This window comes from Salegentibacter sp. Hel_I_6 (assembly GCF_000745315.1).
In the GTDB taxonomy this organism is placed as follows: Bacteria; Bacteroidota; Bacteroidia; order Flavobacteriales; family Flavobacteriaceae; genus Salegentibacter.
Genome location: NZ_JQNQ01000001.1, coordinates 2,217,753 through 2,242,267 on the forward strand (window position 1 = coordinate 2,217,753; position 24,515 = coordinate 2,242,267).

Annotated in this window: 27 protein-coding genes; 12 read left to right on the forward strand and 15 right to left on the reverse strand. The window is 37.4% G+C overall.

Annotated features, from left to right (window positions below; genetic code table 11):
* Positions 1 to 9: 9 nt before the first annotated feature.
* From FG27_RS09745 to hemA, 11 genes are all read right to left on the reverse strand, one after another.
* A complete protein-coding gene (locus tag FG27_RS09745) occupies positions 10 to 504 on the reverse strand; it encodes a methylated-DNA--[protein]-cysteine S-methyltransferase (protein WP_037318489.1) in 495 nt (164 codons plus the stop codon).
* Positions 437 to 1,567, reverse strand: a complete 1,131-nt coding sequence (locus FG27_RS09750; RefSeq protein WP_037318492.1) for a CNNM domain-containing protein — start codon at positions 1,565 to 1,567, stop codon at positions 437 to 439. Before FG27_RS09750 ends, FG27_RS09745 begins: the two co-directional genes overlap by 68 nt.
* A gap of 131 nt (positions 1,568 to 1,698) precedes the next feature.
* Positions 1,699 to 2,172: a hypothetical protein gene (locus tag FG27_RS09755; protein ID WP_037318495.1), complete on the reverse strand. Its 474-nt coding sequence runs from the start codon at positions 2,170 to 2,172 to the stop codon at positions 1,699 to 1,701.
* Positions 2,173 to 2,269: 97 nt separating this feature from the next.
* Positions 2,270 to 2,623 (reverse strand): hypothetical protein, encoded by a 354-nt coding sequence (locus FG27_RS09760; RefSeq protein WP_037318498.1) that lies wholly within the window; start codon positions 2,621 to 2,623, stop codon positions 2,270 to 2,272.
* A gap of 54 nt (positions 2,624 to 2,677) precedes the next feature.
* The gene (hemB, locus tag FG27_RS09765; RefSeq protein WP_037318501.1) at positions 2,678 to 3,667 is read right to left on the reverse strand and encodes a porphobilinogen synthase; all 990 of its coding nucleotides are present in this window, start codon (positions 3,665 to 3,667) and stop codon (positions 2,678 to 2,680) included.
* Between the two features lie 37 nt (positions 3,668 to 3,704).
* Positions 3,705 to 4,607 (reverse strand): oxygen-dependent coproporphyrinogen oxidase, encoded by a 903-nt coding sequence (hemF, locus tag FG27_RS09770; RefSeq protein WP_037318503.1) that lies wholly within the window; start codon positions 4,605 to 4,607, stop codon positions 3,705 to 3,707.
* 2 nt (positions 4,608 to 4,609) lie between these two features.
* Entirely contained in the window at positions 4,610 to 5,068 is a 459-nt protein-coding gene (locus FG27_RS09775; RefSeq protein WP_231563307.1) for a hypothetical protein, read from the reverse strand.
* A gap of 26 nt (positions 5,069 to 5,094) precedes the next feature.
* Positions 5,095 to 6,123 (reverse strand): uroporphyrinogen decarboxylase, encoded by a 1,029-nt coding sequence (hemE, locus tag FG27_RS09780; RefSeq protein ID WP_037318510.1) that lies wholly within the window; start codon positions 6,121 to 6,123, stop codon positions 5,095 to 5,097.
* On the reverse strand, positions 6,120 to 6,767 hold the full coding sequence (locus tag FG27_RS09785) for a uroporphyrinogen-III synthase (RefSeq protein WP_037318512.1): 648 nt from the start codon (positions 6,765 to 6,767) through the stop codon (positions 6,120 to 6,122). Before FG27_RS09785 ends, hemE begins: the two co-directional genes overlap by 4 nt.
* Positions 6,768 to 6,788: 21 nt before the next feature.
* Positions 6,789 to 7,709, reverse strand: coding sequence for a hydroxymethylbilane synthase (hemC, locus tag FG27_RS09790; RefSeq protein ID WP_037318513.1), 921 nt, complete (start codon positions 7,707 to 7,709; stop codon positions 6,789 to 6,791).
* Complete coding sequence (hemA, locus tag FG27_RS09795) at positions 7,706 to 8,962, reverse strand: glutamyl-tRNA reductase (RefSeq protein WP_037318514.1); 1,257 nt, start codon at positions 8,960 to 8,962, stop codon at positions 7,706 to 7,708. The genes hemC and hemA overlap by 4 nt, the downstream gene beginning before the upstream one ends.
* A gap of 202 nt (positions 8,963 to 9,164) precedes the next feature.
* Here hemA and FG27_RS09800 point away from each other — a divergent pair, with 202 nt between their 5' ends.
* From FG27_RS09800 to FG27_RS09850, 11 genes are all read left to right on the forward strand, one after another.
* Complete coding sequence (locus FG27_RS09800) at positions 9,165 to 10,064, forward strand: AraC family transcriptional regulator (protein WP_037318515.1); 900 nt, start codon at positions 9,165 to 9,167, stop codon at positions 10,062 to 10,064.
* 2 nt (positions 10,065 to 10,066) lie between these two features.
* A complete protein-coding gene (locus tag FG27_RS09805) occupies positions 10,067 to 10,816 on the forward strand; it encodes a ThuA domain-containing protein (protein WP_037318516.1) in 750 nt (249 codons plus the stop codon).
* Between the two features lie 88 nt (positions 10,817 to 10,904).
* Complete coding sequence (hemH, locus tag FG27_RS09810) at positions 10,905 to 11,939, forward strand: ferrochelatase (protein ID WP_037318517.1); 1,035 nt, start codon at positions 10,905 to 10,907, stop codon at positions 11,937 to 11,939.
* Positions 11,939 to 13,291, forward strand: coding sequence for an MATE family efflux transporter (locus FG27_RS09815; protein ID WP_037318520.1), 1,353 nt, complete (start codon positions 11,939 to 11,941; stop codon positions 13,289 to 13,291). The genes hemH and FG27_RS09815 overlap by 1 nt, the downstream gene beginning before the upstream one ends.
* Positions 13,292 to 13,349: 58 nt before the next feature.
* On the forward strand, positions 13,350 to 13,625 hold the full coding sequence (locus FG27_RS09820) for a hypothetical protein (RefSeq protein ID WP_037318522.1): 276 nt from the start codon (positions 13,350 to 13,352) through the stop codon (positions 13,623 to 13,625).
* Positions 13,615 to 13,902 (forward strand): type II toxin-antitoxin system RelE/ParE family toxin, encoded by a 288-nt coding sequence (locus FG27_RS09825; RefSeq protein ID WP_037318524.1) that lies wholly within the window; start codon positions 13,615 to 13,617, stop codon positions 13,900 to 13,902. The genes FG27_RS09820 and FG27_RS09825 overlap by 11 nt, the downstream gene beginning before the upstream one ends.
* Positions 13,903 to 13,908: 6 nt before the next feature.
* The gene (locus FG27_RS09830; protein WP_081912657.1) at positions 13,909 to 14,457 is read left to right on the forward strand and encodes a CopD family protein; all 549 of its coding nucleotides are present in this window, start codon (positions 13,909 to 13,911) and stop codon (positions 14,455 to 14,457) included.
* Between the two features lie 39 nt (positions 14,458 to 14,496).
* On the forward strand, positions 14,497 to 15,945 hold the full coding sequence (locus FG27_RS09835; protein ID WP_037318527.1) for a PAS domain-containing sensor histidine kinase: 1,449 nt from the start codon (positions 14,497 to 14,499) through the stop codon (positions 15,943 to 15,945).
* A gap of 28 nt (positions 15,946 to 15,973) precedes the next feature.
* Positions 15,974 to 16,756 carry an enoyl-CoA hydratase/isomerase family protein gene (locus FG27_RS09840; RefSeq protein ID WP_037318531.1) on the forward strand — a complete coding sequence of 261 codons (783 nt, stop codon included), beginning with the start codon at positions 15,974 to 15,976 and terminating at the stop codon, positions 16,754 to 16,756.
* A gap of 90 nt (positions 16,757 to 16,846) precedes the next feature.
* Positions 16,847 to 17,923: a PA0069 family radical SAM protein gene (locus FG27_RS09845; protein ID WP_037318534.1), complete on the forward strand. Its 1,077-nt coding sequence runs from the start codon at positions 16,847 to 16,849 to the stop codon at positions 17,921 to 17,923.
* A gap of 136 nt (positions 17,924 to 18,059) precedes the next feature.
* Positions 18,060 to 18,845, forward strand: a complete 786-nt coding sequence (locus FG27_RS09850) for an Fpg/Nei family DNA glycosylase (RefSeq protein ID WP_037318537.1) — start codon at positions 18,060 to 18,062, stop codon at positions 18,843 to 18,845.
* A 3-nt stretch (positions 18,846 to 18,848) separates the two neighbouring features.
* On the opposite strand, the gene FG27_RS09855 is transcribed toward FG27_RS09850, so the two are convergent.
* From FG27_RS09855 to FG27_RS09865, 3 genes are all read right to left on the reverse strand, one after another.
* Complete coding sequence (locus tag FG27_RS09855; RefSeq protein WP_037318540.1) at positions 18,849 to 19,502, reverse strand: HD domain-containing protein; 654 nt, start codon at positions 19,500 to 19,502, stop codon at positions 18,849 to 18,851.
* Positions 19,503 to 19,660: 158 nt separating this feature from the next.
* On the reverse strand, positions 19,661 to 20,392 hold the full coding sequence (locus FG27_RS09860; RefSeq protein ID WP_037318541.1) for a 1-acyl-sn-glycerol-3-phosphate acyltransferase: 732 nt from the start codon (positions 20,390 to 20,392) through the stop codon (positions 19,661 to 19,663).
* 221 nt (positions 20,393 to 20,613) lie between these two features.
* Positions 20,614 to 21,024 (reverse strand): BrxA/BrxB family bacilliredoxin, encoded by a 411-nt coding sequence (locus FG27_RS09865; RefSeq protein ID WP_037318542.1) that lies wholly within the window; start codon positions 21,022 to 21,024, stop codon positions 20,614 to 20,616.
* Positions 21,025 to 21,352: 328 nt separating this feature from the next.
* On the opposite strand from FG27_RS09865, the gene FG27_RS09870 reads away from it, so the two are divergent.
* A complete protein-coding gene (locus FG27_RS09870) occupies positions 21,353 to 22,090 on the forward strand; it encodes a TerB family tellurite resistance protein (protein WP_037318543.1) in 738 nt (245 codons plus the stop codon).
* Here FG27_RS09870 and FG27_RS09875 read toward each other — a convergent pair.
* Positions 22,087 to 24,357, reverse strand: a complete 2,271-nt coding sequence (locus FG27_RS09875) for a TonB-dependent receptor (protein ID WP_037318544.1) — start codon at positions 24,355 to 24,357, stop codon at positions 22,087 to 22,089. The genes FG27_RS09870 and FG27_RS09875 overlap by 4 nt on opposite strands.
* Between the last annotated feature and the right edge of the window lie 158 nt (positions 24,358 to 24,515).

Genomic DNA, 24,515 nt, shown 5'->3' on the forward strand with positions numbered 1-24,515 from the left:
GCTGAAGTTTTAGAACATTGAAAGTTGTGAAGTGTTATTTTCGTGATTTAAAAGCCATTGCTTTCTATGCAGTCCTCCTGCGTATCCGGTTAAAGAGCCGTCGCTCCCAATTACTCGATGGCAGGGAATTACCACCCAAAGCGGATTCTTACCGTTTGCCGAAGCTACTGCCCGAATTGCTTTCTCGTCTCCCAATTTTTTTGATAATTCTAAATAGGAACAGGTTGTTCCGAACGGAATTTCACTTAAAGCTTTCCAAACTTTCTGCTGAAAATCGGTCCCCTGCGGATTTACTTTTAAATGGAAATCCTTCAGCTTCCCATTAAAATAGTCGTCTAATTGTTGTACAGTAGACTTAAGGAAAACTGGTATTTCTGTTGAAGGGGGAATTTCTTCATCTAAGATCTGAATGGCAGAAACCCCTTCTTCGCTCCCGCTAATTCTGGCTGTTCCCAGGGGTGTTTTCAGAAATATTTGAGTTTGATGATTCGGTGTTTTCTTCATTATCCTTACGTTGAATAAGTCCAAGGCGTTTAGCTCTTTTTTCCCAATTTTGGCGGGCAAGCATCTGCATATCTTCAATGCTGTCGCTCTCGTCCATAATTTCAAGGCCCAGCAGGGTTTCTATGATATCTTCCATAGTTACAATACCAACCGTATTTCCAAACTCATCTACAATTATGGAAATGTGCCCTCTTTTCTGTACAAAGTTCTCAAAAAGTTCAGGTATTGGCGTATCTCCCGCACTCATAAAAATATCTCTTTTTAAAGCGCTTAAAGGCTGTTCGCCCTTATGGTCTATCATTCCTTCTAATACATCGTCTTTTAAAATAAAGCCAGTTACATTGTTGGTTTTATCTTTATAAACTGGGATTCTGGAAAATTTAAGATTTTTATGGGTTTGGTGAAATTCTTCAATAGTAGTGTCTTCATTTTCAATAATGGCTACAGAATATGGCGTCATCACATCTTTAGCTTTAACCGATTTAAATACCAGGAGGTTTTTAATAACCGTGGTTTCACTTTCATCAAAAACACCTTCTTCTTCTGCAGCATCGGTAATTGCAGCAAATTCTTCCCGGTTCATAGAAGAAACATGAGCCGATTTTCCAATTAATTTCGTGGTAAGCATCATAAGCCAAAGTATACCGGTATACTTCAGCGGGAAGATCATTACTTTTAAGGTTTTGGCGGTGAAATTTCCTAAAGCTTGCCAGTAGGTTGCGCCTATAGTTTTCGGAATAATTTCAGAAAGAACCAAAATAGCAACGGTCATTATAGCCGAAACTATACCCACGGCATTACCACCATCCCCATAAATTTTTTCGGCTTGAACTCCAACCAGAATAGCACCAACGGTATGGGCAATAGTATTTACTGTTAATATAGCTATAAGAGGTTTATCTATATCCTGTTTAAAGTTTGCCAGGGTTTTGGCATAGGCTTTTCCTTCCTTATTTTTTATTTTAATATAAGAAGGGGTTACGCTCAATAAAGCTGCTTCCAGAATAGAACACATAAAAGAAAAGAAAATAGAAAGAACAGCGTATAAAATGAGTATTCCCATATTGGTTTTTAGTTGTTTAGAATACTAAATTAAAGATAATTCCTGCAAACAAGTGTAAAGAAATGATAAAACATAAAAAACAGCCCCGCTCATTGATGGGCGGGGCTGCTTTAAATTGAGTTTTTTAGGTTTTAAGCTGAAATTTTTTCAGTGATAATTTGTTTCCATTTATTGGCCACAATTAGTCTTTCAGAGGCATCGTTGTTCTCATTATCATCTTCATCATAAAAAATGATTTCAGTGAGTTTTTTATGCTCAGATTTTCCTGAAAGGTCAAGGCTTATCCGTTTAATGCTATTACTATTCTCGTTAAGCTTTAGAGTGTTAACTTTGGTATTTTTAATTTCCGACAGGTCTAAAACCTGGTGCTGCATATTATTTGTGGGTTCTACCACCAACAATTTCTTCGATTTACTGTCCAGCCCTAGAAAAAGTGTAGCCGAAACTTCTACCATATCTGTTAATAAATTATTATTTGAACTTATTGCTTTTAGACTTTTTAGTCGAATTTTTTCTTTTGAGTTTTGTTGCCAGATAAGAAATAATATTGGCAACACGAAAAGTGCTAAAAGGCCCAGGCCAATTAGCGTAGATGCTGTATCCATTTTTTATAATAATTAGATGAAATTTTCTTTGTCTGCCCTTTTTATAGAGCTAAGCCTGAATTTTGAAAAACCTTCGGTTCTTCTAAAATCGAGAAATTCACCAGAAAAAATGGAAAGGATAAATATGCTGAAGTATTAACTGTCTCTGGTCTAAACAATTGAAAAATGATTTCTTTTCAATTGGAGGCAGCAATAGTCTTTTTGAAGTAAAAGTAGAGGCTGAATTTCCTGTAAAATCGGAAAAACTTTCTTCTGAAGTGGTATTTTCAGAAGCGGTAATTTCAGAAAATAGTACCGCCTGTTTATTTTGATCGGCCTGCAGATAATCATAATTCCGGGAATCAAGATTAGGAGCGGGAAAACCAGAAAAAGCAAAGCCCTGCCCTGAAAAGGACATAAGTAATATGCCAAATAGCGCATATAAAGCTTTGAAATTTTTCTGGTTTTTCATCCTATAAATGTATATAAAAACCTAATTGGTTAGCGCCAAATTTTAGTTATAAAATCAGGAGATTAATTTCACTGCATCTTTAGCGAAGTAGCTGGCAATCATAGATGCGCCGGCTCGTTTTATAGCGGTTAATTGCTCTAAAACTACCGCATCGTGATCTAACCAACCTTTTTCGGCTGCAGCCTTAATCATTGCATATTCGCCGCTAACCTGGTAAACCGCAATTGGGATATTTACTGCATTTCTTAAATCACGAACAATATCCAGATAACATAATCCCGGTTTTACCATTACAATATCAGCCCCTTCTTCAATATCCATGATGGTTTCCTTAACCGCTTCTTCACGGTTTGCAGGATCCATTTGGTAGGTTTTTTTATCCTTCGGAATATTTTTGGCATCTACCGGAGCAGAATCCAGTGCATCCCGAAACGGCCCGTAAAAAGCCGAAGCATATTTGGCGCTGTAGCTCATAATTCCTGTGTCGTGAAAACCTTCGTCTTCCAATAGGCTGCGCATTTCCAAAATACGGCCGTCCATCATGTCACTGGGAGCGAGAATATCGGCACCGGCTTTGGCGTGGGAAAGTCCCATTTCAGCTAAAATAGCGGTAGTGTCGTCATTATTAATTTTTCCATCGGCAATAACGCCATCATGGCCATAAACTGAATAAGGATCCAGGGCAACATCGGTCATGACCAGCATTTCCGGAACTGCATTTTTAACAGATCTTATAGCGCGCTGCATGAGTCCGTCGCTGTTTAGAGCTTCAGTTCCGGCATTGTCTTTTAGGTTATCTGGAACTTTTACAAAAAGTAACACCGATTTTATGCCTAAACTCCAAAGCTCTTTAACTTCTTTCTCCAGCAAGTCCAGGCTAAACCTAAAATAATTAGGCATAGAAGCGATTTCTTCCTTTTTGTTTTTTCCTTCCACCACAAAAAGCGGTGCGATAAAATCGTTTGGTGTGATAGCGGTTTCGCGTACCAGGCTACGCATTGCTTCGCTTGTTCGTAATCTTCTATTTCTTTTTAGTGGGTACATAATTTCAGTTTTCGGTTCACAGTAAATCAGTTTTCAGTTAAACCCAATCCCTCGGCTTTTCCAAAACTTTTAATATTTTTTCTTCCTCGCTGCCAGGTTTGGGGTAATGGTCGTAAACCCATTGTACATGGGGAGGCAAACTCATTAAAATACTCTCAATTCTTCCGTTGGTTTTTAGACCGAAAAGTGTGCCTTTATCGTGTACTAAATTGAATTCTACATAGCGTCCTCGCCTTATTTCCTGCCAGTTTCGGTTAGCTTCAGAATAGTCCAAATCTTTACGGTTTTCAACAATAGGCACATAAGCTTCCAGAAAGCTATCTCCAACTTCGGTTACAAAATTATACCAGTCTTCAATACTTTTTTCTTCGGAAGCTTTTAAATGATCGAAGAACAATCCGCCAATTCCGCGGGCTTCATTTCTATGGGAATTCCAGAAATATTCATCGCATTTTTTCTTGTATTCGGGATAAAATTTTGAAGCATGTTTATCGCAGGCATTTTTAGAAATCTGGTGAAAATGTTTTGCATCTTCCTCAAATAAATAATAAGGCGTAAGATCCTGCCCGCCGCCAAACCACTGGTCTAAAACTTTTCCATTCTTATCGTACATTTCAAAATACCTCCAATTCGCGTGAACCGTGGGAACCATTGGGTTTTTAGGATGTATCACCAAACTGAGTCCGCAGGCGAAAAAATCTACATCACCCACTTTAAAATATTTCTGCATTGCTGGAGCCAAAGGACCGTGAACTGCGGAGATATTTACGCCGCCTTTTTCAAAAACAGCCCCATTTTCTATAACCCGGGTTCTACCACCACCGCCTTCTTCGCGTTCCCAGAGGTCTTGCTGAAATTTTGCTGTGCCGTCTATTGCTTCCAGTTTTTTACAGATGGTATCCTGTAAATTTTCAATGTATTTATAAAATTGCTCTTTCATTTTCAATCTTCAATATAAACCAGTTTATCTTTCGCTTTTTCAATTTCCAGCACGTTTATAACCTTAATTGCCTTATTCATTTTCTGTTCTAAGCGTCCAATAATTTCACCTTCTGAAAGTGTATTTTCACTGAATAAAAATTGGCCAACCCGGTTATTATGTAAATCCATCGCTTTAGCCAGTTTTTGATTGGGAGAAAGCTTCTCGTGCAAACCGGTAATGTGATCGCTCCAGTCTCTAACTATTTTAACCGAACCCGAAATAGGATAACACTTCTCACAAATTAAATAATTCCATAAGGCGTGTCTAAAAGCGTTTTCAGTGCCATTATTGTGATGCTCTTTTTCGTAAAGATGATCACAAATTTTAATGGTCTTGATCGTTGCCTTGTAAGTGGGTAAAATATAGCGCGGCTTTGTAATAAAAACCCTAGAAACCGAAAAGAGTTCCTTAAAGTTCATATTCTTAATCCGCGCCCATACAGCCATTACTGCACTTTATATTCCTTTACCGCATCAACAAATGCCTGGGCATTTTCTACCGGAATGTCTGGTAAAATACCGTGGCCCAGGTTTACGATATATTGATCTTTTCCAAATTCGTTAATCATTTGGGTGACCATTTTTTTGATCTCAGCCGGTGGCGAATATAATCTAGCCGGATCAAAATTACCCTGCAAGGTAATTTTTCCACCGCTTAGATAACGGGCGTTTCTGGCACTTAAAGTCCAGTCAACTCCCAAAGCTGAAGCTCCCGAACCTGCCATTTCGTGAAGCGCAAACCAACAACCTTTTCCAAAGGCGATTACAGGAATTTCATCTTTTAAAGCGTCTATGATTTGCTGAATGTATTTCCAGGAGAATTCCTGGTAATCTACGGGGCTTAACATACCGCCCCAGGAATCGAAAATTTGAACGGCATCTACACCTGCTGCAACCTTTGCTTTAAGGTAACCAATGGTGGTGTCGGTAATTTTTTGAAGTAATTGGTGTGCGGCCACAGGATTTGTAAAACAGAATTTCTTCGCTTTATCAAAATTCTTGGAGCCCTGACCTTGCACGGCGTAGCACAAAATAGTCCATGGGGAACCGGCAAAACCAATTAATGGAACTTCATTATTCAATTCCTGTTTGGTCATTTTAATGGCATCCATCACATAACCTAAAGTTTCCTCGATATTGGGAACAATTACATTGTCTACATCTTTAGGTGTACGAATGGGATTTGGTAACCATGGCCCAAGACCGGGTTTCATCTCCACTTCAATATTCATCGCCTGCGGAATCACTAAAATATCGCTAAAAAGAATAGCGGCATCTGTACCTATCTGGTGAATTGGCATTACGGTGATTTCGGTAGCTAATTCTGGAGTTCTGCAACGGGTGAAAAAGTCGTATTTTTCTTTAAGCTTCATAAAATCTGGAAGGTAGCGGCCAGCCTGGCGCATCATCCAAACCGGGGGACGTTCTACCGTTTCTCCTTTTAAAGCTTTTAGAAATAGATCGTTTTTTATCATTTTTTAAAATATTTCACCACCTGCACGATCACATTTTCAATAGAAGGTTTGGTGGCTATGATTAAATTATTTGTATGTTTTTTGGCTTCTGAAGCCGTTGTGGTTCCTATGCAAAAAGCCATAGCGCTTTTAAGCTCATTTTTAGCAGTAAAACTTTGCACCGCACTGGGACTAAAAAATAAAATCCCGTCAAATTCCTGTGAAAATGACTGCGGATTTAAACCTGTTTTATAAACTTCAATTTCAGTAAACTGAACATTCTTATACTCTAATATTTCGGGAATTTCATCCCTTCTTTTATTTCCGCAGAAAAATGTGAATGTTTCGGCAGTGTATTTTTTAGTAATAGTTTCTGCTAAATCTTTGCCGTAATCTGCAATTTCCTGGATATGAAACCCATTGTAGCTTAAAACTTCTGCAGTTTTTTGACCTACGCAAAAACAATTTTCGGCTTCAATTTTATCTAAAACGGCATTTACTGCTTTTTTGCTGGTGAAAATGGCATTTTTAATTTTTTCTGAAGGAAGTTTGAAATCGGTAGTTTCAGTAAGAATCGCATCATATTCTATCAAACTCAATCCTGAATTCAGAAATAATTGTCTCTGAGAATTACTGATTTTTTTGGTAGAAAGAACGCTTTTCATTCAAGAGGATTTATATAAAAATCAGCCTGCGTTATTAATTTCAGCCTTTATTTGCTGCATTAAATTTGCGCCGCCATTTTGCAAAATTTCTTCAGCACAACGCCTTCCAAGATTTTCGATTTCGTTGATGGAAACCGTCTTTTCAACGCCAATTTTTTCTTTTCCGTCCAAACTAAAAAGTGCGCCTTTAAAATAAACAAGATTTTTATCAATACTTGCTAAAGCTCCAATTGGCGCGGTACATCCACCTTCTAAAACCTTTAAAAATTCTCTTTCGATATGCACGGTGATTTCAGACTCTTTATGGTTTAAAAGCGCGAGAGCTTTTTGGGTAAATTCATCTTCTTCCATTGCTACTACGAGCATTGCACCCTGTGCCGGGGCGGGGATCATCCAGTTTAGATCTATAAAGTTGTCGGGTTTTAAGGCGATACGTTCCAATCCGGCAGCGGCGAAAATTGCGCCGTTCCAGTTATTATCGTCTAACTTTTTCATTCGGGTGTTTACGTTACCACGTAAATCAACCACATTATGAATGGGATATTTATTAAGCCATTGTGCTTTTCGGCGTAAACTTCCAGTTGCGATTGTTCCCTCACTTTCCAGGAAATCGAGACCTTTATGAATAAGAATATCTTTGGTATTGGCTCGTTTTAAAACAGCTGCTTCCACGATTCCTTTGGGAAGTGCCGTGGGCACATCTTTCATAGAATGTACAGCGATATCAATCTCGCCTTTTATCATAGCTACGTCCAGGGTTTTTGTGAAAATTCCCGTGATACCCATTTCGTACAGCGGCTGGTCTAGAATAAGGTCTCCGGTAGATTTTACGGGAACCAATTCGGTTTTATGGCCTAATTTTTCGAGTCCGTTTTGTACGGTTTTGGCCTGCCAAAGTGCAAGTTCACTGTCCCGGGTGCCAATGCGAATTACTTTATTCATTTAGCCTGTTCTTCAAGCTGAAATACTTTCTGGATCAATTCCAGACTTTCATCAGTAGTTTCGGAATCTCCTTTTAAATGATTAGCGAAATGTTTCATGATTTTCTGAATAATTCGGTCGCTAACAATTTCGGCCTGTTCATCATTAAAATCTGAAATTTTTCTACGCTGAAAATCAAGCTCATCATCTTTCATGCTTCTAAGCTTTTTCTTTAAAGCCTTTATGGTGGGAGCAAATTTTCGGGTTTCCAGCCATTTATTAAAATCGGTTTCCACTTCTTCAATTATCGCTTCGGCTTCAGGAATAAATTGCTTTCTACGTTCTAAATTTTTATCGGTAATTTTTGAAAGCTGATCCAGGTGCACCAATTTTACATTGAGTAAATGCGCTACATCTTCAGAAACATTCTTTGGTATAGAAAGATCTAAAACCAATAAATCTTTGTTAGAATAAATCAACTCTTTAGAAATGGTAGGGTTTTGCGCCCCGGTAGCGACAATTAGAATATCGGTATTTCTTATTTCCGCCTGTAAATCGGCATAATCTTTTACGATTAAATTGAATTTACCCGCGATCCTTTCTGCTTTATCTTTGGTACGGTTTATTAAAGTAATATGCGTGTTCTGCGTATGTTTAATAAGGTTTTCACAAGTATTTCTGCCAATTTTTCCTGTTCCGAAAAGTAAAATATTCTTATCTGAAACATTAGGTACATTATTCAAAATATATTGAACCGAAGCAAAAGACACCGAAGTGGCTCCTGTAGAAATTTCGGTTTCATTTTTAATACGCTTACTTGCTTGAATAACTGCATTTACCAATCGCTCTAAGAACGCATTTACCAAACCAATTTTTTTGGAACGGATAAAGGCAAGTTTTAACTGACTAATTATTTCAAAATCACCAAGAATTTGGCTGTCTAAACCAGTACCAACCCTAAACATATGAGAAATGGCTTGTTTGTTTTTGTGAACATAAGCCACTTTTTCAAACTCTTCTACGGTACCGTGCGTATGTTCGCAAAGCAATTTTATAAGCTGAAAAGGGTGTTGTGCAAATCCGTATATTTCGGTGCGGTTACAGGTAGAAGTTACCAGAATAGCATCAATACCTTCAACTTTAGCCTGCTGAAGTAAGCGATTCTTGGCTTCTTCGTCCAAACTAAAATGTCCTCTTATCTCTGCATCAGCCTTTTTGTAGCTAAGGCCTATCGTATAAAAATGTTTTCCGCTTGCGATGTGATAATCTTCCATGTACCTATTTAGGGTCTTCGGGAGCAAAATTAAGCTAATGTTAAATCAAAAAGTAACGCTCAAAGTACTTTTTGTATCGCTTTCAGTTATTTTAGGTTTTTTATAACTTTAAAAAATGCTAATTCCTTACTTTTGTAGCAGTGATAGTCGGTTTGGAGTAAATAGTTTAGAACTGTTCTAAATAGACTTAAAATAAAATAAAATGATTTCAGAAGATAAAAATAACGCTGTAGGATTTACTGAAGAGTTGAAAATTGAGGATGGATTTTATCTTTTAAAGTTTCAAAATGAAACCGCTGATATTCAGAAAATTATTCGGGATATTGATAGTAGTTTTATTCAGTTTCATTTCAACCTAAAGGGGAGTAGTAAGTTTTTATTCAACAATAACAATTATGAACTTCCGCTTAGTGAAGAGAAATCTTTATTATTGTATAATCCACAACAAGATCTTCCTTTAAACCTTGTTTTAGAACCGAATTCCTGGTTAATTTCGCTGGTTATTTCAATTAAAAAATTCCACTCTCTTTTTTCGCAAGAGGCCGGTTATATCACTTTTTTAAGTGCCGATAACAAGGATAAGAAATACTATAAAGATGGGCCAGTTTCACCTTCTATGGCCATTGTACTTAATCAGGTAATGAATTTTAATCTTACTCAAAGTATTAAAAACCTTTATTTTAAGGGGAAAGCATACGAGTTGCTTAGTTTGTATTTTAACAGGACTGAAGATCCTAATGTAGAACAATGCCCTTTTCTTAGCGATGAAGAGAATATTATAAAAATTAGAAAAGCCAAGGATATTGTTATTTCCAGGATGGCCGAGCCGCCATCGCTCCAGGAATTATCAGAAGAAATAGGATTGAGCCTTAAAAAACTTAAGGAAGGATTTAAGCAAATCTATGGCGATTCGGTGTATAGTTTTTTATTCGATTATAAGATGGAGTATGCGAGAAAGCTGTTAGATAGCGGTGATTATAATGTAAATGAAGTTGGTCTAAAAGTAGGTTACAGTACTGCAAGTCATTTTATAGCTGCTTTTAAAAAGAAATTTGGTACCACGCCAAAGAAATATATTATGTCCTTAACCCCAAATGTTTAAATATGCTTAAAAATTATTCAACTTTTCTATTGGTGATCTTCCTATTTAGTTTAACCACTGGTTTTTCGCAGGAAGACGAAGAAAAAGGAGATAAAAAAGAAGTGCTGGTTTTCTATAAAACCGATGGTTTTTGGCATAATTCTATTCCCACCGGACGCGATTTCCTTTTAGATCTTGGGGAAGATCACGATTTTGAAGTGACCACTACAAAAGATGCAGACGATTTTCTTGAAGATGATATTCAAAATTATGATTTAATCATATTCTTAAATACCACCGGTAATGTCTTTGATGATGAAGAGCAGGAAGGTTTTAAAAAATATATAGAAAATGGTGGTAATTTTTTCGGTATTCACGCTGCTGCAGATACCGAAGGAGATTGGCCCTGGTTTGTAGAGTTGGTGGGCGGCTTTTTTGATGGGCATCCAGAAGTTCAACAAGCTGATATAAAATTAAATATGCCGCAACATCCTGCAGTTTCTCATCTTCCAGAATTGTGGACACGAACAGATGAATGGTATAATTATAAAAATCTAAATCCTGAAATGCAGGTTTTGCTCTACCTTGATGAAAACTCTTACGAAGGTGGCACTAATGGAGAAGAACATCCTATTGCATGGTTTGGAGAAACCGGCTACGGAGGAATTTCAATTTATACAGGTTTGGGACACACCGTTCAGTCATATATTGAGCCGTTGTTTCAGGAGCATATTTTGCAATCGATATTATTCGCCCTGGAGAAAGATAAATAGGCGCTCTATGACTGTATAAAAAACAGTAATAAGTAATTGAATTCCCCCAAAGTAAATAGTCTTATTTTTGAATTGAAAAAGAAAAATTATGAGCAAAGGCGTACTGATGGTTAATTTGGGATCCCCCAAAAGTACCGATCCCAAAGATGTGAAAAATTACCTTGATGAATTTTTGATGGATGAGCGTGTAATAGACGTTCCCTATTGGGCCAGAGTACTTTTAGTAAGAGGAATTGTCTTAAACACCAGGCCGAAGAAATCAGCTGAAGCTTATCAGAAAATTTGGTGGGATGAGGGGTCGCCGCTAATTGTTTTATCAGAGCGTCTTCAAAATAAAATTGATAAAAACACGTCGGTTCCAATTGCTTTGGCAATGCGTTATGGCGAGCCAAGTATAAAAGCGGGCCTTCAGGAATTGCACGATAAAGGGGTAGACGAGGTGTTGCTTTTTCCATTGTATCCTCAATTTGCAATGGCAACTACTGAAACTATTCTTGTTTTAGCTGAAGAACTTCGGAAAGAATTTTTTCCAAAAATGCAATTCACTACGGTACCGCCTTTTTATAATCATTCAGATTATATTCGGGTTTTAGCCGAAAGTATTGCTGAAAAATTAAAAGGAAAAGATTTTCAGCATTTATTGTTTTCTTATCACGGTGTACCCGAACGCCATATTAGAAAAAGTGATGTAACTAAATCTCATTGTAAAATTGACGGAAGTTGTTGCCAAACGGCATCAGCAGCACATCAATTTTGTTATCGTCACCAATGTTATGAAACCACTAGACTTGTAGCTGAATATCTTGAGTTAAAAGAAAATTCATACAGTGTTTCCTTTCAATCCCGATTAGGTTTCGATCCATGGTTACAACCCTATACCGATAGAACCATAGAACGTTTTGGAAAACAGGGTATGAAAAAACTCGCCATTGTAACTCCAGCTTTTGTTTCCGATTGTCTGGAAACTTTGGAAGAAATCGCCATGGAAGGCGAAGAAATTTTTCACGAAGTTGGAGGTGAAGAATTTACTGTAGTTCCCTGCTTAAACGATCGTAACGACTGGGTAAAAGTGCTTTCCCGTTGGATAGACGAATGGGCGCACCAAAAGCCGGTTGAAGCCTAATGGCTTCGGCGAATTCCCAAAACCTGGGAGAAAAACCTATAGGTAAATTATTAATTCAGCAGGCTGCCCCGGCTTCCATAGGAATTCTGGTAATGTCGCTGAATATTTTGATCGATACCATTTTCGTGGGGAACTGGATTGGTTCTACTGCTATCGCAGCGATAAATGTAGTGCTTCCGGTTTCATTTTTTATAGCCGCTTTGGGAATGGCTATTGGTATTGGAGGTTCTTCTATAATAAGCAGGGCATTAGGTGGTAATGACCGTAAAAAAGCCTTAAAAACCTTCGGTAACCAGATTAGTTTAACGCTAATTCTCACCATTAGTTTAGTTATTATTGGGCTTACGTTCATAGATTCTCTTATTCCTGCCTTTGGCGGAAAAGGCGATATTTTTGAACCTGCAAAAATCTATTATACCATAGTGCTATATGGAGTGCCTTTTCTCGCGCTTTGTATGATGGGCAACACGGTAATTCGAGCCGAGGGGAAACCTAAATTTGCCATGATCGCGATGATTATCCCTTCTGTAGGAAATTTGTTGTTGGATTATATTTTTATAAACCAAATGGGACTTGGAATGTGGGGTGCAGCCTGGGCAAGTACCGCTTCTTATCTTTTTTGCTTTGCCTATGTTTTCTGGTTTTTTCTTTCTAAAAATTCTGAATTAAAAATTAGAATACCAGATTTTAGGCTTCATAAATCTATACTGTCTGAAATAAGTTCTTTGGGCTTTGTTACGCTTTCCAGGCAGGCCGTGGTAAGCATAATTTACTTACTTATGAATAACATTCTTTTTGATCTTGGCGGGGAAGATGCGGTAGCGATTTATGCGATTATTGGAAGAATGCTAATGTTTGCCTTATTTCCGGTTTTAGGGGTTACACAAGGCTTTTTACCAATTGCCGGGTTTAATTATGGCGCTGAAAAATTTCAACGGGTTAGGGAGAGTATCAACACGGCGGTGTTATATGCCTGCGGATTGGGATTATTGGTTTTTGGCGGGATTATGTTTTTTGCTGAAGAAATTGTTGAAATCTTTACTCAAAACCCAACGATTATTGCTGAAACTCCTAATGCTATGCGTTGGGTTTTTGCAGCGACACCTATAGTGGCAATTCAACTTATTGGTGCGGCATATTTCCAGGCGGTTGGTAAAGCAGTTCCGGCATTATTGCTCACCCTTTCCAGGCAGGGATTCTTTTTTATTCCGTTAATTCTAATTTTACCAAATTACTATGGGGAGATTGGCGTTTGGATTTCATTCCCAATTGCTGATTTACTTTCAACTTTGCTAACAGGCTATTTTTTAAATAGGGAAATAAGACTAAAACTGAAAGCGGAAACCTCCTGATAATTCTTCTGAAGAAAAAATCATAAATCCTTATCTTTGTTAGAAAGCTGGAAATACCATGGATAAAAATGCTTTAAAAATAGAAATTATTCAAAAAATCATTGCCTGCGATGATGAGGATTTGCTTGGTGAAATTGAAATTTTATTCAAAAATCTAAAACTTGGAGCCAGCGAGCCGGGAGAAAGTTATAAAGTAGAAGGCCAAAAGAGCCTGCTTTCAAAAGAGCAACTTGAAGAAATAGAAAGACGGAACAAAGCCTATTTAGAAGGAAGTCTGGAAACCGAATCACTGGAAACCTTCAATAAAATAATATTCGAAAAATATGGGGTTTAAGCTTAAAATAAGCGTAAAAGCCCGTTTAGATGTTCAAGAAGCTATGGATTGGTATAACGACCAATTACCTGAATTAGGAATGCGATTTTTAAATGATTTTCGAAGTACTTTAGCTTATATCGTTGAGCATCCCTATTCATTTAGAAAATTTGATGCTAATAATAGGGAAGCAGGATTGAAGATTTTTCCTTATTTAATAATTTATAAGGTCGAAGATTTTAAAATTACTGTTCTCGGTGTTTTCAATACTCACCAAAACCCAACCAAAAAACCATAATTTGTGATAGAATATTACCAGTATATAAAAGCTTTGCACCTTATTTTTGTAATAACCTGGTTTGCGGGGCTTTTTTATATTCCGCGTTTATTTATATACCATATTGAAGCCACCCAAAAACCCGAACCAGAGAAAAGTATTTTAGGTACCCAACTAAAATTAATGACCAAAAGACTCTGGTTTATAATTACCTGGCCTTCGGCTATTTTAGCGAGTTTGTTTGCTTTTCTATTACTTCATTTGGCCCCGGGATGGCTTTCCCAGGATTGGATGTTAGTGAAATTGGGATTTGTAGTTTTGCTTTATGCTTATCATATAAAATCCCATTTCATCTTTAAAGAACTTCAAAATGATATTGTAAAATGGACCTCCAATCAAATGCGATTATGGAATGAAGGTTCTACATTAATTCTTTTTTCAGTGATATTTTTAGTAATAGTGAGGGATGCTTTAAACTGGATTTATGGAGTTCTGGGAATTTTTCTATTAGCGGGAATGTTAATGTTGGGAATTAAAATTTACAAACGAATTAGAACTAAAAAACCCGATGCCTAATTGGTGTGATAATTGATTAATTTGGGCTAATAATCACTTATGAAGCTTTCTAAACTTTCCTTAAGTACTCGTATTTTTATCTCCATGATCCTATTGGTGTTGGGAGCTTCAATTCTAATTGTGGGAATTACGGTTTATCAATATAAGCAGGAAGCTGAAAATTATCACCGCGAACGCCTGGAGCGAAAAGAGCAGGCGATAAGAGAAAACATCAGGTTTATTCTGGCCAGTACAACTTACCTTGTTAATAGTGAGAATATTGATAATATTCTAAGGGGTAAAATAGACGAAATGGCTCAGGTTCACGAAATGCAAATCAATGTTTATAATCTTGATGGGCGTTTAATGGTAAAATCAGACCAATCTTTTTTTAGGGATACTACAGATAACCAGATAGATCGGGAGATTCTTCAAAAAATAGAAAAATCTGAACATAAGCGCTATTTGCAAAAAACCCAAATTAATGAACAAAAATACCAATCGTCGTATACCCATATTACCGACGGAAAATTTAAACCAATAGCCATACTATATCTTCCTTATTTGCAGGATGATTCGGTTTTAAATCGCGACTTGAACAATTTCCTCATTCGAATGGGTGAAGTTTATTTATTTATGCTGGTTTTGGCTATAATAATGTCTTATTTTCTGTCTAAATACATTACGAAATCGCTTAAGATTATTTCAGATAAAATTACCGAAACCCGTTTAGATAAGAGAAATCAGAAAATTGATATCAGCAACGCTTCTGAAGAGATTTACACGCTTGTTGCAGCATATAATAGTATGATTGACGAGTTGGAGGAAAGTGCAGTACAACTGGCCGCAGGAGAGCGAGAACAAGCCTGGCGTGAAATGGCCAAACAGGTCGCCCATGAGATTAAAAATCCGTTAACTCCAATGCGCTTGAGTGTACAAAGTTTTGAACGAAACTTTAATCCTAATGACCCAGATATTGAAGCAAAGGTTGCTGAATATTCTACAACACTCATCAATCAAATAGATACGATGAGCTCTATTGCATCGGCATTTTCTAATTTCGCAAAAATGCCGGCTCAGCAAAACGAAATGCTGAATGTTCCAAAAATAGTGAAACTCGCTCTGGATATTTTTAATGAAGATTATATTCAGTTTTCCAGTGAAAAAGAGGAAATTCTGGCAAAATTCGACCGTACACAGCTAATTAGAGTAATTACCAATTTGGTGAAAAACGCAATACAAGCTATGCATGGGCAAGAAAATCCGCGTATTATAGTAAGCATTCATGAAGAGGAATCAGAAGTATGTGTGATTATTTCTGACAACGGAATGGGAATTTCCGAAGAAAATTTAGAGAAGGTTTTTGAACCTAAATTTACTACCAAAAGCAGTGGAATGGGGCTTGGACTGGCCATGGTAAAGAATATTGTGGAAACCTATAATGGAAGTATTACCTTTACTTCAAAGCAGGGGAAAGGCACTACGTTTAAGGTGCGTTTTCCAAAATAAAATAAGTAACGAACCAAAAATTTTAAATATGGAATTCGAAAATATTTTAACCGAAAATAATGACGGAATTTTACAAATTTCAATAAATCGTCCTAAAAAATTAAACGCATTAAACCGCGATACTATTGAAGAATTGCACGAGGCTTTCTCTGATGCTAAAGAAGATAGCGAAGTAAAAGTAATTATCTTAACCGGAACAGGTGAAAAGGCTTTTGTTGCCGGTGCTGATATTAGTGAATTCTCCAATTTTTCTACGGAAGAAGGTCGGGAGCTTGCAGCCGATGGACAAGCTAAACTATTCGATTTTGTAGCCAACTTTCCAAAACCGGTGATTGCAGCGGTAAATGGCTTTGCACTTGGCGGCGGACTCGAATTGGCGATGTCTGCTCATTTTAGAGTAGCAAGCGATAATGCTAAAATGGGGCTTCCCGAAACTTCACTTGGGCTAATTCCCGGTTATGGAGGTACGCAGCGACTTCCGCAACTTGTTGGAAAAGGTCGCGCTATGGAGATGATCATGACCGCAGGTATGATAGATGCTAACCAAGCGCTTCAATATAATCTGGTAAATCACGTTTGTGAGCCGGAAGAATTAATAGAATTTACCGAAAAAATTGCTCAGAAGATTATGAAAAATTCTCTGGTAGCTATGAGCGCCGCAATTAGGGCGGTTAATGCAAATTACGAAGATGGCGTAAACGGCTTTGGAGTGGAAATTAGCGAATTTGGAAGTTCTTTTGGAACCGAAGATTTTAAAGAAGGAACTTCAGCCTTTTTAAATAAACGCAAAGCAGATTTTCCGGGAAAATAATATAAAAGCTTTGACATTCAGCATATATCTTTTGAATGTTAAAGCTTATTTTTTATTCTATTAATAGGATATATTCCATAAATTTGTAATATGTCCAATAATAATGAATTTATCTACGGAAGAGGTGCGCAGTTAAATGTGTCTAACCGATTTGATGCGCACAATCACGAGTTTAGGGATGATTTTCTAAATCATTGTGCTACTGAAGGGGATGAGGTGCAAAACTCTAAAACCGTTTTATTAGATACTTTTCCTAAAAGTATTGTGAATAAAGTGACCAGCCCCGATGTGGGTATGGGTTTTTCTCTAAATCCTTACCAGGGCTGCGAACACGGTTGTGTTTACTGTTATGCTCGTAATTCCCACGAATACTGGGGTTATAGCGCCGGACTCGATTTTGAACAGAAAATTCTTGTAAAAAGAAACGCGGTCCAGTTGCTTGAAAAGAAAATAAGCGGTAAAAAGTGGGAAGCTGCTCCTATTGTACTTTCCGGAAATACCGATTGTTACCAGCCTATTGAGAAGAAACTGAAAATTACCCGCCAACTACTGGAAACGTTTCTGAAGTATAAACATCCGGTAGGAATTATTACCAAGAATGCACTGGTGCAAAGGGATATGGATATTTTACGAGAGCTGGCAGCAGATAATTTAGTACACGTGAACCTTTCGGTTACTTCGCTGGAAGAAAAAACCCGAAGGATTTTGGAGCCTAGAACCGCAAGCATTAAAAAACGCCTGGAAACCATAGAGAAACTTTCTCTGGCAAACATTCCTGTTAGTGTTATGATGGCTCCTATAATTCCCGCCATCAACTCTCACGAAATCATGCCTTTGGTCAAAGAGGTTTCAGAAAGGGGTGCCCTGGGCATTGGCTATACCATTGTGCGTTTAAATGGTTCGATTGGTGCAATTTTCACCGATTGGATTAAGAAAACAATGCCAGATAGAGCCGATAAAGTTTTAAGTCAAATTGAAAGTGTACACGGCGGGAGTCTAAATGATAGTCGCTTTGGAACGAGAATGAAAGGAGAAGGCGAGTTTGCAGATCAGGTAAAGCAACAATTTAAAATAGCGCGAGCTAAATATTTAAAAGGAAGAGAAAGACCATTGCTAAACTGCGATCTACATGAAGAATTTAAAGACGGACAAATGAAGCTGTTTTGAGAGACCGTCGTTTTGCTAAAACCAGTTCAGACTTTGATAATAAACTTTATGATGAATTTATAAGCTTAAAGCTAAAATCATTAATATTTTAGAGATAGGAGATAACCGGAAACCGATAACTCATAACTGAAAAGACATGCCAGAACTACCAGAAGTTGCTTACCAGAAAAAATATGCCGATGCTACTATTTTGCATAAAAAGATAGTAAATGTAGAGACCGGTGATAAAAAAATATACCAGTCGGCTCAAAGTGAATTTGTAGAAACCCTAAAAGACAATCAATTTACCGGAAGCGAACGCCTGGGGAAATACTTATTCTTAAATTTAGAGAATAAAGGGGTTTTGGTAGTGCATTTTGGAATGACCGGGAAACTGGAATATTATCAACACGATGAGGTGCCAAAGTATGCACAACTCACACTTACCTTCGAAGACCATTCCCGGGTTTCCTTTACCTGTCCGCGTAAATTTGGAAAGCTCTATTTAGCTAAAAGTTTAGCTGAATTTCAGAAAGAAAATGATCTGGGATTTGATGCGCTTGCCCTTACAAAAGAACAGTTTTCAGAAATTTTGGATGGAAAAACCGGAACGATAAAAGGCTTGCTTATGAACCAAAAACTCATCGCGGGAATTGGAAATTTGTATGCCGATGAGGTGCTTTTCCAGGCCAAAGTTCATCCAACAATCAAAGTTGATAAACTTTCAGAAAAAGAGAAGCTGGTGATTTTTAAAGAGATCGAAGAAGTCCTGGAAGTGGTAAAAGAAGCCAGGGTAGAAGGGAAGAAACTCCCGAAGTCTTATCTAACTTCGGTGCGTAAAAAAGACGTAGGATGTCCCAGGGAGAACGGTAAAATTGAACAAATAAAAGTTTCGGGGAGAACCACTTATTTCTGTCCTACCTGTCAAAAGGAGAAATCTTAAAATTTAAACTTTTCCGTTCCATTCCGCATAAAATTGCTCCAGGTAAAGTTCCATAAATTCATGGCGCCTTTGGGCAATCTCCTTTCCTGTTTCAGTATTCATTCGGTCTTTTAGCAAAAGTAATTTTTCGTAAAAATGATTGATGGTTGGTGCAGTAGAAGCTTTGTATTCTTCTTTGCTCATATTCAGGTCTGGCTTAATTTCAGGATCGTAAAGGGCACGGCCTTTAAAGCCTCCATAGTTAAAGGTACGGGCAATTCCTATTGCACCCAGCGCATCTAACCTGTCGGCATCCTGAACTATTTCGAGTTCAATCGAATTAAATTCCCGCTGAATATTTCCGCCTTTAAAAGATACGTTTTCGATGATTTTTACCACCTGATCTATAACTTCAGCATCAACCTGTTGTTTCTCAAGAAATTTTGATGCCACGTTGGGTCCAACACTTTCATCTCCATTGTGAAATTTTGAATCGGCGATGTCGTGCAACAGAGCGCCTAATTCTACGATAAAAAGATCAGCATTTTCATTTTTTGCAATCAGTTTCGCATTTTTCCAAACCCGCTGAATATGAAACCAGTCGTGACCACCTTCAGCATTTTTAAGGGTTTCTTTTACGAAGGTTTTAGTATTTTTTAATATCTGGGGTTTATTCATATTTTAATCAAAGAATATTTTGGAAGTGTCGCTTCGTCAAGCTGAACTCGTTTCAGCTTCTGATATTATTACAATTTAAGATCTTAGATCTCCGAATAAATTTCGGAGCAGGCTCTGAAATAAATTCAGGATGACGTTTTAATATACCTACAGGCGTATTACTTAATATCCGCAATAATAGTTCGTTCCACTTTAGCAACCAAACTTTCCGGATCGTCTGAAGCTACAGGAATGGGCTCGTGAATTTTTAGCTTGATATGAACGCCGGGTTCCATAGGAAAATTGCCGTGTTTAAAAAGTTTCCAGGAATTATTTATAGTTATGGGAACAATTAAAGCTTCTGGCATTTGTTTAAAAAGCATCTGCATTCCGCTAACGGCAAACTTTTTTGGAGCTCCGGTTCGGCTGCGGGTTCCTTCTGGAAAAATTACCGCAGAGCGATTTGTTTTATTTAAGTATTTAGCAAATTTGGCCATTTTAATAAGTGATTCTCTTGGATTTTTTCGATCTATTAAAACAGAGCCTCCGTGGCGTAGATTAAACGAAATACTTGGTATTCCTTTACCTAATTCTTTTTTGCTCACAAATTTTGGATGATGTTTGCGCAAGTGCCATATAATAGGTGGGATATCATACATTCCCTGGTGATTTGCAACAAAAATACAGGGTTTTTCTATTGGAATATTCTGAGTGTTTTCAATACTAAAACGGGTGCCTAAAATATTAAGGCAACGCATTAAAAATAGATTAAAAACATCCACACTCTTTTTATGTGTTTGGTAACCACCAAGTTTTAAGCACAACCACTGGATAGGATGAAAAACCAACAGGTTTAGAAAGAAAAAGAAATAGAATAAAACCGTTAAGGGGTATGAAAGTATTTTTTTCATCTCTTAGATTATGCAGCTAAATTAAGTATTTAAGCCGTAAACCTACAAATACTAATGTGGGAAAGGGAAATAAAAAATGGCTGGTTGAAAAAATGTTTTTGATCGTCATCCTGAACTTGTTTCAGGATCTAGTTTCAAATTAACTTAGAAGCTGAAACAAGTTCAGCTTGACGTAATAAGACTTTTCAACCAGCCATTCAATAATTTATACTGGCTGCTGCTTAACAAAACTCGTTATAAGCTCCAATAAGGTTTTCAGCAATCATTTCAGCCGGGCGACCTTCAATGTGGTGACGCTCTAGCATATGTACTAATTCACCATCTTTAAAAAGTGCCATAGAAGGCGAAGATGGAGGGAAAGGTACCATTAAGCTACGAGCTTTATCTGTAGCTTCTTTGTCTACCCCTGCGAAAACAGTCACTAAATTATCTGGTTTTTTTGCATTCTGTAAAGAGATTCTGGCGCCTGGTCTTGCATTGGCGGCAGCACATCCACAAACCGAATTTACAACTACCAGGGTAGTTCCTTCTTTCTTCATTGCGTTCTCTACATCTTCTACACTGTGTAATTCTTCAAAACCAATGCTGGTAAGGTCTTCACGCATAGGTTTCACTAAATCTGCTGGATACATATATTTTGTTTTTTGTATTAAACTTTAGTAAGTGACAAAGATACCAAATTAACTTCAGCTGCCCATATTCCAATTAATTATGTGCGAATAGGTTAAATCGATGAACTTAATTAAATAATTTGTCGAAATACACGACCCAGGCTAACAAAATTTTGGGGTTAAGGCTCTAGGGCATTTAAATCTCGTTTAATGAGTAAACTACTTCAACGCAAGCTTCCGAAGCATTTTGATTAGAAAATACAATTTGATTTCGAGGCAAGCTTCAAAGCATTTAAATCTCGATTATCGAGTAAAATAGTATCTTTGCCGCTTATTTAAAATTTTCTTCATGTTTAAATGGATTGCCGCCGTAATTGGCTATATGTATTTCCGGTTTCCGGGAGCCATTTTAGGATTTATTATAGGAACGCTTATAGATAACTGGACGCGTGGAAGTGGCGGTGCATTTAAACAAATGTTTGGGCAGCAGGGAGAGCAAAAAGTTTCTCCCGGCGATTTTGAACTTAACTTACTTTCGCTCTGTTCTCTTGTAATTAAAGCCGATGGCCAGGTTTCCCAGTCTGAAATGGATTATGTACGTTCCTATTTTGTGCAAGCCTATGGGAAAGAGCGAGCCAATGCAACATTTAGAACTTTTAATGAATTAATTAAAAACCGTGAAATTTCAGCGTCAAGAATTTCTCAGTATTTAGCTTCCAGAACCAAATATCCTGCACGTCTACAAATTATTCATTTTCTCTTCGGAATAGCGCAAGCCGATGGTCGCGTTAGTGAATCTGAAGCACGCGTGATCCAGGAAATTGCGGGCTATCTTAGAATTGGCCGAATGGATTTTGAAAGCTTAAAAGCTATGTTCTTTAAATCTGCCGATAATGCTTATAAAATCCTTGAAATTGAAAAATCTGCTACAGATGCTGAGGTTAAAAAAGCATACAGAAATATGGTTAAAAAATATCATCCCGATAAATTAGGCCATATGGATGAAGCTTATAGAAAAGGAGCTCGCGAAAAATTCAATAAAGTTCAGGAAGCCTATGACCAAATTCAAAAGGAACGCGGACTTTAGAAATTATATTTCAAATTCAGCATAAAATTCCTACCGGGGCTACTCACGTTAAACGCCCTTAAAATTGACATATGGTCTACATAGTTTTTATTTAAGGTGTTATAAACCGTAATTCCTGTTTCCAGCTGATCGTTTCCTAAATTAAATTTCTTACTTACTCCCAAATTAAGCAACGTATAACCAGCTGTAGTTTCCTCGTTGAGACCGGCCCTGTTTTGGTCACTTACCAATCTTAATTTTGAAAAAGCATAAAGCGACCTATCTTTTAAACCGAAATAACCAATTTCCAGGTTAAAATTATCTGGCGGGATAAAGCTTAAATTACGCTCATTTTTTATATCCCAGGCTCTAACAATGGCTCCGGAAAGTTTTGTTTCCAGTCTTCGATGGTTTAGCCAGCTGTGTTTCAGCTCAAACTCAAAACCATAAAGATCGGCATCGGTTTGCAGGTAAGACCATATTTCCAGGTTTTCATCCGGCAATGTTTCATCAGTAGCGGTGAAATAAATATAATTGTTTACCCGGCTACCAAACGCGGAAAAAGTGCCTTCAAATCTTTTATTTCGGTAAGTATAGCTGGCATCAACCTGTAAACTTTGCTCCCTGCCAAACTGGTCGTTTCCCTTTTCAAATCTGCTGGTTCCTGGATGCGGACCGTTAGAAAATAATTCAGCCAGATCTGGAGCTCTAAAACCGGTAGAGAAATTCAGTTTTAATTGATTTCTGGAATTAAATTTTTTAGTGGCTCCAATTGAACCTGTAAACCCGTTGAAGGTTCTAGTAAGTTTTCGATTTTCAGGATTTCCGGGAAGTATAAATTCGTCGGCAATTAGTTGGGCAGAACTGGCGTCTGCAGTAACATTTCTATAATCGTAGCGGAGGGCGCCTTGTAAATACCAGGATTCAATATCTAAGCTTGCCAAATAATAAAATCCGTTTTCAAAAACATCGGCGTCGGGAATTAGAAATTCATGCGAATTTTCAATATTTCGCGTTTTTACAAAACTTCCCTGGGTTCCTAAGCTATGTTTTATTTTTCCGTTAGGGAAACTTATCCGGGCATTATAAAAACTATGGTTTTGTTGTAAACCAAGGTCTACGAGGTTAAAATTTTCCTCCACTTCCTTTCGGTTATTGGAGTGATGGGAAAGATGTAAAGAAGTTTCAAAATTCTCGTGTTGCGTGGTCTGGTTGTAAGAAAGCAAATAGTCTTTTACTTCCTGAAACGGCAATTGCATTTCCCTATCGTTTCGTGTTGTGGCGAGACTTTGGGAATCCTGCATTTCTTCATCCAGAATAATCCCTAAATTCTGGTCATTAAAGGAAAATGATAATTTATTCTGAAAATTTTTCTTTTCAATTCCTGTATGTAACCGAAAGGTTTTCGTGTTAAACCGGCTATTTCCAATAATTCGGTTATCCCCGTTTTTATAATCGGCGTGATCTTCATAAGCAAGATCGGTAGCTATAAAAATGCCATTTTCAAAAGATTTCCCTAGAGAAGCATAGGTGCGAATTCCGTTGGAAACGCTATTAAAAGTGGTGCCAATATTTGCTGAAAAATCCGTCGATTTTTTATAGGATTCGTCATCCCGAGTGAGTAAAACTCCACCCAATGCGCCTGAACCATATAACACTGAAGCAGGACCTTTAATAACTTCTACTTTTTTTATGCCCAGGTCATTTATTCCAAGTCCATGATCTGCGCCCCATTGGTGATTTTCCAGTTTATTGCCCTGGTAAATAGTAACCACCCTGGAGAAACCAAGTCCGCGGATAAAAGGTTTCACAATCCCCTGCCCGAATTCTGCTCCATAAACACCGGGAACTTCCCTTAAAGTGCCCATCATTCCGTTAGGGTTTCCTTTGTTTTCTATACCCTGCATACTAATGCTCGAAACATTATAAGGGGTTCGGCGTGTAAGTCCCGTTTGTGTATCTACAATCACGATCTCCTCGAGTTCGGCTGCAGATTCTTGAAGATCAATATTGAGATTAGAAGTTTGTTCTTCAGAAATAAAAATTTCCCTACTAAATGTTTGAAAACCAATAGCACTAACTTCCAGAAGATGATTTCCCTGCGGAATGTTCTTTAGAAGAAATTTTCCGTTTTTATCGGCTGTTGTACCCAGACTCAAATTTTCTATATAGACGTTGGCAAAAGCAACAGGATTTCCGGCTGAGGTGATTTCACCCAGGATTTTGCCTTGCTGAGCAAAACCTAAACTCACGGTAAATAGCAGAAATAATGTTCCTAAAGTTTTCATTTACTTATTTTTGACAAAACTATAAATAAAATTTAGATAAGTCTAAAAATAGGTTTTTAATTTTAAAAATGTATTTTTGGGAAACGTAAATTGTCTTACAGTTCAAGAGACATAAGTAGTGAACAATTTAATTTCGAGCTAAGCCTCGGAGAATTTTA